This window comes from Aliiruegeria haliotis (assembly GCF_003003255.1).
In the GTDB taxonomy this organism is placed as follows: domain Bacteria; phylum Pseudomonadota; class Alphaproteobacteria; order Rhodobacterales; family Rhodobacteraceae; genus Tropicimonas; species Tropicimonas haliotis.
Genome location: NZ_PVTD01000007.1, coordinates 81798 through 96460, shown reverse-complemented (window position 1 = coordinate 96460; position 14663 = coordinate 81798). Strand labels below are relative to the sequence as shown.

The following is a 14663-nucleotide window of genomic DNA, read 5'->3' as shown; positions in this document are numbered from 1 at the left end:
TCAGAATGGGACCGGAAGGTCAGGCAAATGCAGTTTCGAAAGTCGGCTATCCCGAGGCCGATGGATGCAAGCCATTGGCTGCATTGCCTTTCAGTAAGTCCGGCGCTTTTCAGCGATGCGCCGGCGATAGGTCGCTCCGACCGGGGATACATCGAATGGATAGGATCGAGGGACGGACATGAGCTGCTATCTTGGCATCGACGTTGGCACCGGTAGCGCGCGGGCCGGCGTGTTTGACAGCGAAGGGCGTCTGTTGGGCGTCGGTTCCCGCGACACCCGGACCTGGCGACCGGCCGCCGATTTCGCACAGCAATCCTCGGTCGATATCTGGCGAGCGATCTGCGCGTCCGTTCGCAAGGCGATGGATCAATCCGGTGTCGCGCCGGAAGATATTGGCGGGATCGGGTTTGACGCGACTTGCTCCCTCGTTGTCTCCGAAGGTGATGGTGCGCCGTTGAGCATCTCGCCAGATGGGGCTCCGGAGCAGGACATCATCCTGTGGATGGATCACCGCGCTATCAGTGACGCCGACGAGATCAACGCAACCGGGGCGGGTGTGCTGGACTACGTCGGCAAAGCGATTTCGCCAGAAATGGAAATGCCCAAGTTGCGGTGGCTGAAGAGCAACTTGCCGGATGTCTGGGCGAAGGCCGGACTGTTCTTTGACCTTCCTGATTGGTTGGCGTGGCGAGCCACCGGGAGCAAGACGCGCTCGTTGTGCTCGAGCACGTGCAAATGGACCTACCTTGCCCACAAGGGACAATCGGGAGAGGGGTGGGACGACGCCTTCCTCACGAGGATTGGCCTCGAGGATCTTACTGGCGAAGGCCGCACGAAAATCGGCGATGCCTTTTGCGCCCCCGAAGAACCGATCGGGTCTCTGACATCGGAGGCGGCCGACGAACTGGGATTGGTCGCGGGTATCCCCGTCGCCGCGGGATTGATCGACGCCTATTCGGGTGCACTTGGCACACTTGGCTGCCAGCCCGATGTCGCCGCGCTGAGCGAGCGGATGGCGGTGATCGCCGGCACATCGACCTGTCACATCGCATTGTCGTCGGACCCGGTCTTCGTTCCTGGCGTCTGGGGGCCATATTACTCGGTGCTGCTTCCTGGCCTCTGGGCGCTGGAAGGCGGGCAATCGGCGGCCGGCGCACTGATCGACGCCGTTATCGCGCGTCACTCCGCCAGCGCTGAACTGCACGAACGGGCCAAATCGTCGGGCAGGAGCATCCACCGTATCCTTCAAGAACTCTTGGAGGAGATGGGACAGGAGACAACGGTTCTGACGACCGAACGGCACGTCCAGCCCGACTTTCATGGCAACCGCGCGCCCTTGGCCGACCCGACACGCCGAGGCGCAATCAGCGGGCTGTCGCTCGACCACGGGATGACGGACCTTGCCCTCGACTACCTCGCGACCCTTCAGGCGCTGGCCTATGGCACCCGACATGTTCTGGAGGAAATGGCATCGCGAGGTGCCCCTGTCTCGACGATGGTGGTCAGCGGCGGATTGGCGAAGAACGCATTGTTTCTGCGCGAGTTGGCCGATGCCTGTGGCGTCAGCGTGATCGTGCCGGACCAGCAGGAGCCCGTCTTGCTCGGCTCGGCCATGTTGGGTGCGGTGGCCGGCGGCGACTACGAAAGCCTTGAGGCCGCGATGCGGGCCATGAGCGGGCCGGGACGGGTCGTCAGGCCGCGTGGCGACGCAATCGCCCGATACCACGACAGAAAGTACCGGGTGTTCAGGCGGATGCAGGACGACTTCGCCGCCTACGCCGAACTCATGCACTCCGAGGAGACGGAACAATGACCGAGATTACCCTGATCGCCAGTGGCGACCTTCGGGAAAGCGCCAACGTGATGTGCTGGCCTGCGCAAAAGGCGATGGAGGACGGGCTGACCGAAGTGTTGGCGGACATGGGCCACAGCGTGAAGCGGGCTCACCCGATCAAGCCTGCCGGCCACGGCTTCATCGCTTCGCAGCGCGAGGGCATGGACGTCTTTCGCGGTATCGATCCGCAGGCCCCATTGATCGTGGCAGAAGCGGTCTGGCAATACTCCCACCACGTTCTCGCCGGGCTGACCTCTCACAAGGGGCCGATCCTGACGGTGGCAAACTGGTCCGGGCAGTGGCCGGGGTTGGTCGGGATGCTCAACCTCAATGGCTCGCTCATCAAGGCGGGCGTGCGGTTTTCCACGCTATGGAGCGAGAATTTCGATGACGATTTCTTCCTCGCCGGTCTGCGTGAGTGGTTGGATTCCGGTTCGGTCACGCATGACTTGAGCCATGTCCGGCCCTTCGAGGGGGCCGATCTCGGCGCTGAGGATCGCAACATCGTTTCGGCCATCGCAGATGACCTGATGCGCAACAAGGTGATCCTCGGCGTTTTCGATGAAGGTTGCATGGGGATGTTCAACGCCATCATCCCCGACGAGCTTCTGATGCCGCTCGGCGTGTTCAAGGAACGGCTGTCACAATCCACGCTGTTCCATGCCGCAACACAGGTGCCCGAGGTCGAAGCCCGCGCCGTGTTCGACTGGCTGAAGGCGCGGGGGCTTTCGTTCGACTTCGGCCCGGATCACGCGACCGATCTGACCGAGGCGCAGGTGATTGACCAATGCCGGATGTATATCGCGGCTGTTCGGCTGGCCGATGAGTTTGGCTGCGAAGCCATAGGCATACAGTACCAGCAGGGGTTGAAAGACCTGATGCCAGCTTCGGATCTGGTGGAAGGGATGCTCAACAACGATGACCGGCCCGATGTCGTTGACGCGGACGGCCAGCCGATCCGCCCGGGCGAAGCGATCGTGCATTTCAATGAGGTGGATGAATGCGCCGGCCTCGATGCCGTCCTGATCAACCGGGTTCATCGGGCGCTTGGTCAGCCAGTGGAGACGACCTTGCATGACCTTCGGTGGGGAGATGCGGACCGGTCGGGGAACCGTGACGACTTTGTCTGGGTGTTCGAGATCTCCGGTGCGGTTCCGCCGGCGCACAACGTAGGAGGCTGGGCCGGAAGCGAGAGCTTGCGGCAGCCGCCGATGTTCTTCCCCAATGGCGGCGGAACGCTCAAGGGCATCGCCAAGCCGGGCGAGATCATCTGGTCGCGGATTTTCGTCGAAGATGGGGCTCTTCACATGGACATTGGCCGCGGTCAGGCGGTGTCACTTCCGGAAGCGGAAACCAATCGCCGCAGCGCTTCGACCACTCCGGAATGGCCGGTCATGCACGGAGTGCTGACTGGCGTCAGCCGGGATCAGATGATGGCGCGGCACCGTGCCAATCACATCCAGGTCGTTTACGCAAACAGCGCAGACGAGGCCGACCGGGCACTCGCAATCCGCGCCGAGCTGGCCAGGAAGCTCGGGATTTCGGTCAATATCTGCGGGATCTGAGATATCTGCTGCGCCCCCCGGTTGGGGGGCGTCGTGCAGTCCGACGGTCGGGTTGTCACACGACCTTGGTTTGAGGCCGGGCAGGGGCTGGCCAGCCTTGCCGGGCAACGAGAGGCGATCCTTGCAAGCACCTCATGATCGGCCCGGAAACGGCCCGCTTGGTGGCGATGCTGTCCTTCAGATTTCCACTCTGATTCGGAGACGGCGAAGGCCTTTCGCGAAAGCGCGGGATCGAGATCGGTCATGAAGCCGTTCAGTTCCGGCAGCGGCGATTTAGCCCGACTTTCGCTTCCAGGATTCGTGGAAAACACGCAGAACGCCGGTATGTTTGGTCACAGTGGCGCAGGAACCTCGACGATGCTCTCGCAAAGGTCAACGATGAACGCTGGCAGTCTGTTATCAAGAAGAAGACGTTTTGGAGAGCTTTGATACGAGAATGCGGAACGGGAGGGCTGTATTGAGCGACCGCTGGTAGGCCCTCCACGACTCCGGCCGGCCGTCTCGCCGCTCCAACGAGGGGCGCGAACTCAGCGCGGCATATTGGGTGGGCTGACTGACTATTCGGAGAGTGGCGCAAACTCGTCCGACAGCCCCCCGCAGTGCGATCCTTCCGCAGCCGCGCTGGCTTTGATTGCCCGACAACGACACGCTCAAGGGGCATCGCTGTCGCCCTGGTGACGACGATCTCGCTCAACGAGCAGTGTGTTCGGGGGAGCGGGTGCTAAACCGTTCCGTTCGGCTGCTCCGGTGCGATCAATATGCACCGAGAAAGACCGGATCCGGCTGCCGCGTTTCTGCGACGAGAACTGTCGTGATCGGCGCTTGAAACGCCTCAGCCGCAGGGAGTGTGTGTCCGCTCACCGCTCACCGCCACACCCAAGGCGCCGGAGCGTAGTACCCCGCAACAAAAGTCGTATTCCGAGTGATGCAGTTCCTTCAATCGACGCAACCCAAGCTACGCCGGTGCAGCAACCTTCGGCTCACGTGTTTTCGGGTTTCTCTCGGCTGGTAGGCTTGCTCCCCACCAGGAAGCAAGCGCGTGAGCAGCTCAGTCGTCAATCAGACGCAGGGGTTCGACGACGGCTGCACAGCCCGGTGAAAGCTCCGTCTGGTGTTCCTTCAGGCAGTAGAAGTGACCGCCGGCTTCCGCGGCGCTTTCGGCGCAGAGATTGGTCATGTCATCGGCACATACCTGGGACAGGAAACGGACCTCCTCGAAGAACAAGTCAAGCATGTCGCCAAGATCGCCGATCGCGCTGTCGCAGGCCGCATCGAGCTTGTTCTCATGGGCATAGAGACAAGCTGCGAGCCGCCCGTGGCCCGGCTCGACCGCGGCGCAGAAGGTGGCAATCTCCGTTTCGCAGGCACCGATGATGTCGTTGGCTGCGGCCGGTTCGGGTGTCGATACCAGCGCGGTCAGGACAAGGCAGGATATGGCGGACAGCCGCAGGACGGCTTGTGTGATCCGGATCATGGCGTCACCACCACATAGACGTCTTGTCCCTCATGGTTTACCTGCTCGTAGTAGGTGCCGTCGCAATACCAATAGCGACCCCGCTGGGGGCAATTCCCCGGCAAGGTGCTGAGGTACGCGGTGGTCGCCGCAACGGTCCGGCGCGTGGTGCGCCGATCGACGCGACGCACAGTGCGAGCGCCCGGGCGCGCCTCGGCGACCGCGAAACCGAGCCTGCCGGACAGGTCGGTTCCGGTGATTGTTTCGACAGGTCCGCTGGTCCAGGAAAACACCAGCCCGGCGGCAAAGGCCGTGACCCAAAGGCTCCTTTTCCATCCGTTCAATTTGGTCGCCATACATCCCTCCCTGGTTCGGATTCTGGTCGCTTTTTGAGTGTGTCGTCGGCCGGGCGATGGGGCCCGGCCGACGCCCTTCGGTTCAGTCACTCGCTTTCTGGGCGGCTTCCTCGAGCTTCTGGATGTCTGCCTTGCTCAGCTTTGGCCGGTCGACCTTGATGGTCAGCTTGTCGAGCTTCGCGGTCAGCGCGAAGGGCGGCGTGTAGTCGGTGTCATAGACGCCGGTCAGCGTGTCCACGCCCACATCGAAGGCCTCGTCCCATTGCAGGATCGTCGGGATGGTGTGCTTCATCTGCTTCGAAGCGACCTCCTTGCCGTCCACCTTCAACGTACCGGTGCCGCCCTGGCCGAGGCCGCTGGTGCTGCCATAGGCGAGGGTTTCCGCACCGAGCCCGTCATATTTGAAGTCGAACTCGACAGTATGCTTGCCCGGGGTCAGCGCCTCTTGTCCCTTCCACTGGATGCGCTCGAGGTTGAGCATGTTCCAGGTGAAGACCGGCACGCCCTTGAGCAGGTAGAAGCCGTAACCCGCGAACCGACCGCCCGAGGTCAAGATCATGCCTTCTGCGCCGCCCTCCGGCACGTCGATCTCGGCAGTGATCGTGTAGGACGCGTTGAGCAGCGAGGGCGAGTCGCCCTGCGGCAGGCCCGTCATCGGCTGGGTGTAGACGAACTCGCTCCGGCCAGCGGTGATGTTCGGCCGCGGCTGGGCAAGGCGAGATGTCACCGAGGCATCCATCGGGAAGACCTGGTACTTCTTCGCCTCCTCGATAAAGATCGTCTTCAACTCTTCGACCTTCTCCGGATGATCCTTGGCAAGATCCTTGCGCTGGTTCATGTCCGTCGTCAGGTCATAGAGTTGCAGCACCTGGTTGTTGAGCGGGTCCGCGTTCGGCGTTTTTGGCGTTTCCCATGGCATCCGGTTGACCTTGGTGCTCAGCAGCCAGCCTTCGTGATAGAGCGCCCACTGGCCCATCATCTCGAAATACTGGGTCCGGTGGCGGCTCGGCGCCGTCGCGTTCGCCTTGTCGAACGTATAGGCAAAGCTCGTGCCCTCGATCGGCGACTGGATGATGCCGTCAACCTCCTGCGGCGCGTCGATCCCGGCAACCTCGAGGATGGTCGGCACGACGTCGATCACATGCATGAACTGGTCGCGCATGCCGCCCTTGTCGGTGATGCCGTTGGGCCAGGAGACCACCATGTTCTGCCGGATGCCGCCCAGGCGGTTGGCATTCTGCTTGAAGTGGTCGAAGGGCGTATCGAGTGCCCAGGACCAGCCGGCGGACATGTGGTTGTAGGTCGCCTCGGTGCCCCAGTCGTCATACCACTGCATCTGTGTCTTGGCGGGCATCGCGGCGATGCCGTTGAACCATGCCACCTCGTTTGGCGTACCCATCGGGCCACCTTCGGCAGAGGTGCCGTTGTCGCCGTTGATGTAGATGATGAGCGTATTGTCGGTCTCACCCAAATCCTCGACGGCCTGCACAACCCGGCCGATCTCGTGATCGGTATAGGCGGCATAGGCGGCAAAGACCTCGACCTGGCGGATGAAGAGTTTCTTCTCCTCGTCCGTCAGTTGATCCCACGGCTTGATCTTGTCTGCCGGCCAGGGGGCGAGCGTCGCATCCTCGGGCACAAGCCCCAACTTCTTCTGGTTCTCGAAGATCGTCTCGCGCAGCGCTTCATAGCCGTCGTCGAAGAGTTCCATCTTCTCGATCTTCTCGACCCATTCCTTCGTCGGGTGATGCGGGGCATGGGTGGCGCCCGGCGCGTATTTCACCAGGAAGGGCTTGTCCGGGTCGATCTGGTGCATCCGCGTGATCCAGTCGATGGCATCATCCGCCATGCCGGTGATCAGGTTCCACTCCGGATCTCCGTCGAACGGGTAGATCTGGGTGGTGTTGCGGAACAGGTTCGGCTGCCACTGGTTGGCGTCCCCACCGACAAAACCGTAGAAATATTCGAAACCCATGCCGGTCGGCCATTGATCGAACGGGCCGGACTGGCTCGCCGCGAAGGCCGGCGTGTTGTGGTCTTTGCCAAACCACGAGGTGTTGTAGCCGTTCTCCAGCAGGATCCGCCCGATCGTCGCCTTGCTGTCGGGGATGATGGAGTTGTATCCCGGATAGCCGGTCGATTGCTCCGAGATCACGCCGAAGCCCACCGAATGGTGGTTGCGCCCGGTGATCAGCGCCGCGCGGGTCGGTGAGCAGAGCGCGGTGGAGTGAATGTTGGTGTAGCTCAGACCTTCCTTGGCCAGCGCGTCCATCGTGTCCGTCGGGATCACGCCGCCGAACGTACTGGGAATGCCGAAGCCGGCATCGTCGAGGATGATCAACAGGACATTGGGCGCGTCCTTGGGCGGCACTACGCGTGGGGGCCACCAGGGCGTCGACTTCATTGCTTGAGGCTCGATATCACCACCAAACTTCCCTGGCGCCGGCGGCAGTTGCGCGCCCTCGATCACCCGGGTTGCGCCCGGTGCACCGGATGCTGTTTCAGCCACGACGGGGAGCGTCGTCTGCATCAGCAGAACTGCCCCTGTCAACACGGCTGCAAAGATATCGCGTTTGAACATCTTCGTTTCCTCTGTTGTTGCGCCCGTTCTCCGGACATCGACCGCACTCTTCAAATTGCGGCATCTCGCAATCATGATTTGTATCAAGGTATTCGGCTTGAATTTGACTTCCTGGGCCATAATCATCCACACGAGAGGAGAGTTTATGTCGCAGAGCATTCCATTGATCCGGGCCGCATCGATCGCACCGATGCACCGATGGCTGGTCGAGGCCGGCCACGATCCTGCGCCCTTCATGACGCGCGCCGGCCTTGAGTGGATATCGACGGGGGATCCCCTTCTTCCTATTCCGCTTTCTGGCGCGGTTCGGTTGCTGGTGGACATTGCAAGAACCGATGGTCCCGACACGCCCTGGCGGATCGCAAGGGGTCGTGGCGGCTACGAGATTGGCTTCATTGGTGCGGCGGCCCTCATGGGCCCCACGGTGCGTGCCGGGTTTCGGAGGCTTTCACAGAGCATGCCCGTTCACTCTACCCATGAGATCTTTGCCGTTCAGACGGATGGTCCCGGCATCACTATCAATGACGGCTGGACACTGAATCTCGGAGAGGACGAGGTTCTGCACTATGTCCAGCAATATGTGGCCTCTCTCGTGGACATGATCTGCAGCGAGGCGACGGGGTTCCCCACCAGCATCGCCACACTCGGACTTGTTCCGCATCCAAGTGAGGGTGTTTCACACCTGGAACCGTTCCTCGGAGAAAGGGTCGGCGGCCGCAAGGACCGCCTGTTGGATATCGCAATAGACGGGCAGGTCGCTGATTGCTTGATGCCTGAGAGCGTTCGGGAACGTGCGTCCGAGATCGCCGACCCCACCGTGCCCCCTCTGAAGCTAGGTAACTGCCTGGCCGACGATGTCGTTACTTTGCTTGCCAGCATGCTGCCGCGGACGAAGCCCAGTGTCGATGCTGTGGCCGCTGCCGCGGACATGAGCAGTCGGACGTTCAAACGCCGTCTTCGCGAAGAAGGAAAGAGCTTCTCTGGCCTCGTGGAAGGCACACGGGCCAGCATGGCAATTGCGAGGTTGGAGGAGCCGGCGCCACCACTGCTCAAAGACCTCGCAACCGAACTCGGCTACGCCAACCAGGAAACCCTGACGCGAGCGATGCGGCGCTGGACCGGAAAACCGCCGAGAGAGTTGACATCGAGTAGCTGAAAGCAGGTGGAGATGCGCTCGTTGGTCTCGGGATATCGGCGTCAGCGAGCAGTGGGTGTGGCGAGCTTCTGACGCGTTTGAATGGCGGCCTGACGAAACTGGCTTGTCGTCTCCCTCTCAGTAGTTGCCCCGCAATCACCTGTCGGTCAGCGTGACCCTGGGCTTCTGGTGGTTCAGGCTTTCCTTGAGAATGAGCCTATCGAGTTCTCGCTCTGCCACTGTTCTGCGGGCCTACACGGCCGCACTGCGGCCACGCTCCCGTTAGCTCCTCAGCCTGGCATTCTGTTTCTCCATGTTGCGCAAATCCGATAGCTGGTATTTGCCGATGCCGCCAAACCGACGACACAAGTTGTAGAAGGTTGGGTCACTGACACCGACCGCACGACAGGCCGACCGCACGACATCTCCATCCGCCAGTTTCAGCTCTATCTCACGCAGCAGCTTCCAGATGTCCTCATCCGGGTACCTTCGTCGAGGCATCTCGTGTCCCCCGTTTCGTGTTCAGACAATGGCCCGGTGTTTTGGAGGGCAATCCATGGCGAAGTAGTCTGGACTGACAAGGGAGTTCGGGCAGAATACCAAGTCACTCTGCCTGCTGCGCGACGAGTTCCAGACCACTGGTTATGAGTCGCCGCAACTATTTTTCAGACGCAATATCAGAAGCTTGATTCCGAGTCCGAGCAGTCATTCTCCATGCCGCACTTGGCAAAAACGGCACATCAACGTTCGTCCTGGCTTTCAGACGGGAATGCCACCGTGGGTGGAATGGTCTTTGACGCTTTGCCTCTGCCGGGTGGGCGCGCGTTGGGGCGTTCTCGATCTGTTAGAGGTCTTACCTGCCGGAACATTTCCCTCTCGCAATCGTTGTCGGTGTGAAGAAGGCGGTGCCGATCCCTGTGCACTGCGCGCCCGAGCGGGCGAGGCGGTTCAAACACCAAACGCCCGTCGGTGTCCAACGCGACAGGGAAAGAAAGGAACAGGACCATGAGCAAACAATCCCGGAGTTATGACCCGAGCAAGGAAAAGGACGAGGACAAGGATTTCCTCGGTGCAGAAGGCAGCGTCTCTCAACAGGGCCGCTCCGGTGGGCGTCTGCCGCGCGACATCGGTACGCGAGACGAATTGAAACGCGCCAACGAACGCCCGGCTGGCAAGACCCGGGTGCTCCGCAGCGACGAAGAGGAGGATCAATGATGGGTACCACGATCATGACCGGAACATGGGTTCTCGTCGCCGACAGCGAAAAGGCGTTGTTCCTGCGCAATGTGGGGGACGCATTCGACTTCCACTTCGAGGTCGTCCGCAAGGAGACGCAGGACAATCCAGCGACCCGGGAGCAGGGGGCGCACAAGCCGGGACGTTTCAACGATGGACCCTCCGTACAGCGCTCGGCCGTCGCGGATACCGACTGGCACGAACTGGAGAAGGAACGTTTTGCGACCGATGTGGCGGACCTTCTGTATCGACGCGCCATAGCTGGTGACTTCGAGGAAATTGTGATCGTCGCTGCGCCCTCGCTGCTGGGCAATCTGCGCACCGAGTTGCACAGTGAAGTGCGCGACAAAGTGGTGGCCGAGGTCGACAAGAACCTGACCAACGAGCCCATCGACAAGCTCGAAGCGCGCCTTGCCGATCTGCTTGGGACTGCGCGGGACAGGAGCACCGTCGAATTCGGCTGATTGGCCAGTTTCCCAGTCAAGCTGTGGAACCAATTTGCCGTTGAAACGTTCACGAGACAGAGACGGTTCGTCGCGAGCCTGCTCAATGTCCCTCACTTGGTGGGCCGACCACACCCCTGGCGGCCCACCATTTTTTTCACCGTTCAAACTGCGGAGACCGGTTGTGACATCAGATCATGGACCCTCGGTCAAGGATGACGACGTTTATGAAGCGCTGCGCGAGGATGGAGCCAGCAAGGAGAAGGCCGCGCGAATTGCGAATGCCCACGCGAACGACCGGCAGAATCCTGGTCAAAAGGGCGGATCGGCCAGTGCCTACGAGGCATGGACCAAGGAAGAGCTGTACGAGCGGGCGCAGGAGTTGGAGATCGACGGCCGTTCAGACATGTCAAAGGACGACCTCATAGACGCACTCCGCAAAGGGTAGGAGACGTTGCGCGTCGTGGGGTCCGTATTCAACCAGGCAGTCGAGAAATTTCGCTGGCATCACGAAGGCAGCGAGGCGATCCGTCTTGGTGTCCAGGGAGCGGTGGCCGCCGCCACGTCCCTCATCTTGATGCGCAGCCTGGCGTTGCCGGAAGAGTTCCTGGCGGTCCTGTCTGCGGTGTTCATCCTGTCCACCAATACCGACGAAAGCGTCGGGGCCGGCATGCACCGCATCGCGGCCACGCTCGTCGGGTCGCTGATCGGGCTGCTGTGCCTCTGGCTGTTGCCACGCCACTGGGGCACCGTTTCCGCACTCGCGACCACGGTATTCCTGCTGAACGCCATTTCGGTCGTGCGGCCGTCATGGCAATATGGAACGGTGGCGGCGATTGCCTTGTCTTTGGGCCATCCGGAGAACGTCGTCGACGTGAGCATCGACCGTGGAGTTGCCATTCTGATCGGTGTCGGGGTGGGGATTGCAGTGTCGATCCTAGTGTGGCCGGATCGCGCCAAGGCGCGATTTGTGCGGCATCGTCGAGCGGCGCTGGCAGCACTCTCGGAACGTTTGGCCCAAGTGCTCAAAGCGTCATCTAGCAATTGCAACACCGTGGCAGCAGAGGCAGACCGCCGTTACCGGCAGGAGTTTGACCGGGCGGCGACCGCAGCCGAAGAAATGCGGCTGGGAAGCATCGCGGGTGCGAACGACCAGATCCAGCACCTGAGACGGGTCTACAATTCCATCGTGATCATCGACCGTGCCGTGGAAGAAGGCTGGACGGCCGACGAAGGCACGCGCCAGAAAATGGAAGGCATCTGCGACGCGCTCTTGAAGCTGGCCGACGGCGAGCACGCCGAGTTGCCGGTCTCTCCCGACTTGGGGCAGGTTGAAGAGGCGGACGACCCCGAGGCGATTCACAACGCTGTGCTCGATTTTGGTTTGGCGGAACTGGTTACAGAATCCCGCAAGTTGACCGAGGCAATCACCTGAGCGTCACCTATTGACGGTCGCGCAACCAAGGACCTGATCCGCAGATGCCCGATACCAATCTTTCCGAGAATCCCTCCTCAGAGGAACTGGCCGATACACGCACAGCATGGGCGGAGGACCGCACGATCCTTGCCAACGAGCGTACATTTGCCAGTTGGATGCGCACCGGAATGGCTTGTATCGCTGTGGCGCTCGGTTTGAAGGCCGTCTTCCAGGACACGGACTATCCGCTCCTGGCGAAGGCTGTTGCCGAGATTTTCGTCCTGTCCGCCCTCCTGATCTTCTGGGCGTCGGTCAGAAAGTCGCGCAAGGCCCACAAACGTATGTCCGAGCATGATGCGGAAGCTCAGTCGGCGCGCCGAATGGCTTTGCTTGCCGCAATCCTCAGCATCGGGGCCGTGGCCACGGGGATCATTCTCTGGACGCTTTGAGCCCGGTCACGGTCACCGATTCCGGAAACATGGCCCGTGCGTGGGAACCAAATCCGGTGCGAGCCGTTGTCTAGGAAAGCATCAGTAACGGAGACAAATAGCATGCACCGGCTTTTCTACATCATCGGCGTCGTCGTCGTGGCATTGGCAATCATCAGTTTCCTCTTCTAATCGGCGCTCCTTTCGCGGTGCATTGTGCCGCCGCATCATCCATCCAACACTTTCCCGTTTGCTGTTCGGCCGGGAGCCCCGCTTCCGGGCCACCGTTCAGCTTTGTTTTGCAATCAGAGTGAGGTCCCTCATGGCACGTGGACGCACGGCGACTTCCCCGACGCAGATCCCCCGCTCCGGGTGGAAGGATATCCTGTTGAGGGTCAAGAATGAGGTCACTGCCGACCACATTTCCCTGATTGCCGCCGGCGCTGCATTCTATGGTCTGCTCTCGGTGTTTCCTGCGATCAGCGCGGTGCTTGCGATCGGGGGCCTGTTGGTCGAGCCAGACGAGATCGTGGATACGCTGTCCCAACTCGCAGGGCTTGTGCCGCAGGACGCGCTCGACATCATCACACGCCAGGCCCAGGAGGTGTCCGGGGCCGAGAACGGTCGCCTTGGGCTGGCCGCTCTCTTCAGTCTCGGCTTGGCTATCTACTCCGCGTCGCGCGGGGTGCGGGGCCTGATCACCGGGCTGAACGTCGCCTACGACGAGAAGGAGAAGAGGGGATACTTCTTGTTGACCGCCGTGACGCTGGGGATGACCGTGCTGTTGCTCATCGGCCTCATCATCGGCGTGCTGGTGGCAATCGTCCTGCCATCGACCCTCGCCACGATCAATCTGGGTGGCGTCGCCGAAGCTGGTGGCACTGCTCTCGCGTGGGTCGCGATGCTCGTGCTGACCATGATCGGCCTTGCCCTGCTGTATCGCTGGGGGCCGTCGCGCACGGCGGCCCGGGTCGAATGGGTAACGCCCGGAGCCATCGTGGCCTGCGCGCTCTGGATGGCCGGATCGGCGGGCTTCGCCTTCTACGTCAGTACCTTTGGCAGCTACAATGAGAGCTTTGGAGCGCTGGCCGGTGTCATCGTGCTTCTGATGTGGTTGTGGATCTCGGCCTTCATCATCCTGCTTGGCGCCGAGTTGAACGGAGAGATGGAGGCCCAGACACGGAAGGATTCGACTGTCGGGCCGGAGAAGCCGATGGGCGAGCGCGGTGCCGTCAAGGCAGATAGCCTCGGCGAAGCGGTCGGCAGCCAATAGGCCGCGTTTTCGCTCAGGCAGCGCACCATTCGCGATGCGGGCGCCAGGCGGCCACCTTCTGAAAGGCAAATCACCATGACCGACAACAACTCCGTTTCCGCGCCCGATCTGGAGGAGGTGGACCGGCCCGTGCGATGCATCGTCGACAACGTGGCCGAACTGGCGGAGCAGAACACGGTCTCGCTTGCCGAAGTGACGGATGCGTTCGGGTCAGACTGCTTCGTGCCGGTGATGCTGGTGCCGGCGCTGCTGGTCGTATCGCCGCTGAGCGGCATTCCGGGGTTTGCCACTGTCTGTGGCCTCGCCATCGCATTCGTCGCCGTACAAATGCTGATGCAGAGCGAGTCGCTTTGGCTTCCCGGATGGCTGATGCGCCGCGAACTTGACGGCGACAAGGCGGAAAGGGTCATGATACGCCTCCGGTCGATTGCGGATTGGTTGGACGATCACTCCAAGGAGCGCCTCCAGTTGTTGATGAAGCCGGCCGGACGCTCGACCATCCAGCTTTTGTGCCTCATTTGCGGATGCGCCATGCCGTTGCTGGAACTCGTGCCCTTTTCGTCGTCGATCCTCGGCCTTGCGGTCGTGCTGTTTTCGACCTCTCTGCTCATGCGCGACGGCGTGTTCGCTCTGTTCGGGTTTGCCGCCCTCGGCACGGCGCTGGCCCTGCCACTGACCTTGCTCAGCGCCGTTTGAGGGTCTGCAAGACGGACCTGAGACCGGTCATTTTCATGGGAAAGTGCATGCTGCACCCGGCCACTCGTCGCAGGGAGCACAACGGTTGCCAAAGCAAGACGATCGGCGCCGTGAAAATGGACGGCGCGAGAAATCCTTCTGGGGGGCGAGGACAGACGCGCAGCGAACTGACCGCGTTCAGAACCGAAGGACAGGTGGAAAAGGGCAGGGATGGCCGGCGATCGCCGCTGGTCCAAGTGCGCTTAT

14 protein-coding genes are annotated in these 14663 nt (G+C 61.6%); 10 read left to right on the top strand and 4 right to left on the bottom strand.

Annotation, left to right across the window (positions count from 1 at the left end; translation table 11 throughout):
• Positions 1 to 178: 178 nt before the first annotated feature.
• A complete protein-coding gene (locus tag CLV78_RS16250) occupies positions 179 to 1813 on the top strand; it encodes an FGGY-family carbohydrate kinase (RefSeq protein WP_106205946.1) in 1635 nt (544 codons plus the stop codon).
• Positions 1810 to 3399: a fucose isomerase gene (locus CLV78_RS16245; protein ID WP_106205944.1), complete on the top strand. Its 1590-nt coding sequence runs from the start codon at positions 1810 to 1812 to the stop codon at positions 3397 to 3399. Before CLV78_RS16250 ends, CLV78_RS16245 begins: the two co-directional genes overlap by 4 nt.
• Positions 3400 to 4447: 1048 nt before the next feature.
• Here CLV78_RS16245 and CLV78_RS16240 read toward each other — a convergent pair.
• The 3 genes from CLV78_RS16240 to CLV78_RS16230 all read right to left on the bottom strand — a co-directional run bounded on the left by CLV78_RS16240 (position 4448) and on the right by CLV78_RS16230 (position 7789).
• Positions 4448 to 4873 (bottom strand): cysteine rich repeat-containing protein, encoded by a 426-nt coding sequence (locus tag CLV78_RS16240; RefSeq protein ID WP_106205942.1) that lies wholly within the window; start codon positions 4871 to 4873, stop codon positions 4448 to 4450.
• Complete coding sequence (locus CLV78_RS16235; protein WP_106205940.1) at positions 4870 to 5208, bottom strand: hypothetical protein; 339 nt, start codon at positions 5206 to 5208, stop codon at positions 4870 to 4872. The genes CLV78_RS16240 and CLV78_RS16235 overlap by 4 nt, the downstream gene beginning before the upstream one ends.
• Before the next feature lie 82 nt (positions 5209 to 5290).
• Positions 5291 to 7789 carry an arylsulfatase gene (locus CLV78_RS16230; protein ID WP_106205938.1) on the bottom strand — a complete coding sequence of 833 codons (2499 nt, stop codon included), beginning with the start codon at positions 7787 to 7789 and terminating at the stop codon, positions 5291 to 5293.
• Between CLV78_RS16230 and CLV78_RS16225 the strand changes: the two genes are divergently transcribed.
• Positions 7782 to 8945 (top strand): AraC family transcriptional regulator, encoded by a 1164-nt coding sequence (locus CLV78_RS16225; protein ID WP_146136708.1) that lies wholly within the window; start codon positions 7782 to 7784, stop codon positions 8943 to 8945. The genes CLV78_RS16230 and CLV78_RS16225 overlap by 8 nt on opposite strands.
• A gap of 261 nt (positions 8946 to 9206) precedes the next feature.
• On the opposite strand, the gene CLV78_RS16220 is transcribed toward CLV78_RS16225, so the two are convergent.
• The gene (locus CLV78_RS16220) at positions 9207 to 9425 is read right to left on the bottom strand and encodes a transposase (protein ID WP_106205934.1); all 219 of its coding nucleotides are present in this window, start codon (positions 9423 to 9425) and stop codon (positions 9207 to 9209) included.
• Positions 9426 to 9929: 504 nt separating this feature from the next.
• On the opposite strand from CLV78_RS16220, the gene CLV78_RS16215 reads away from it, so the two are divergent.
• The 7 genes from CLV78_RS16215 (at position 9930) to CLV78_RS16185 (ending at position 14417) form a co-directional block, all read left to right on the top strand.
• Positions 9930 to 10139, top strand: a complete 210-nt coding sequence (locus tag CLV78_RS16215) for a hypothetical protein (RefSeq protein WP_106205932.1) — start codon at positions 9930 to 9932, stop codon at positions 10137 to 10139.
• Complete coding sequence (locus tag CLV78_RS16210; RefSeq protein ID WP_425427957.1) at positions 10139 to 10624, top strand: baeRF12 domain-containing protein; 486 nt, start codon at positions 10139 to 10141, stop codon at positions 10622 to 10624. The genes CLV78_RS16215 and CLV78_RS16210 overlap by 1 nt, the downstream gene beginning before the upstream one ends.
• 163 nt (positions 10625 to 10787) lie before the next feature.
• Positions 10788 to 11051 (top strand): Rho termination factor N-terminal domain-containing protein, encoded by a 264-nt coding sequence (locus CLV78_RS16205; RefSeq protein ID WP_106205930.1) that lies wholly within the window; start codon positions 10788 to 10790, stop codon positions 11049 to 11051.
• A 15-nt stretch (positions 11052 to 11066) separates the two neighbouring features.
• Positions 11067 to 12038, top strand: coding sequence for an FUSC family protein (locus tag CLV78_RS16200; protein ID WP_106205928.1), 972 nt, complete (start codon positions 11067 to 11069; stop codon positions 12036 to 12038).
• A gap of 44 nt (positions 12039 to 12082) precedes the next feature.
• Positions 12083 to 12469: a YidH family protein gene (locus tag CLV78_RS16195; RefSeq protein WP_106205926.1), complete on the top strand. Its 387-nt coding sequence runs from the start codon at positions 12083 to 12085 to the stop codon at positions 12467 to 12469.
• A 367-nt stretch (positions 12470 to 12836) separates the two neighbouring features.
• The gene (locus CLV78_RS16190; protein ID WP_342751838.1) at positions 12837 to 13721 is read left to right on the top strand and encodes a YihY/virulence factor BrkB family protein; all 885 of its coding nucleotides are present in this window, start codon (positions 12837 to 12839) and stop codon (positions 13719 to 13721) included.
• 75 nt (positions 13722 to 13796) lie between these two features.
• Positions 13797 to 14417: an exopolysaccharide biosynthesis protein gene (locus CLV78_RS16185; RefSeq protein WP_106205922.1), complete on the top strand. Its 621-nt coding sequence runs from the start codon at positions 13797 to 13799 to the stop codon at positions 14415 to 14417.
• Positions 14418 to 14663: the final 246 nt, after the last annotated feature.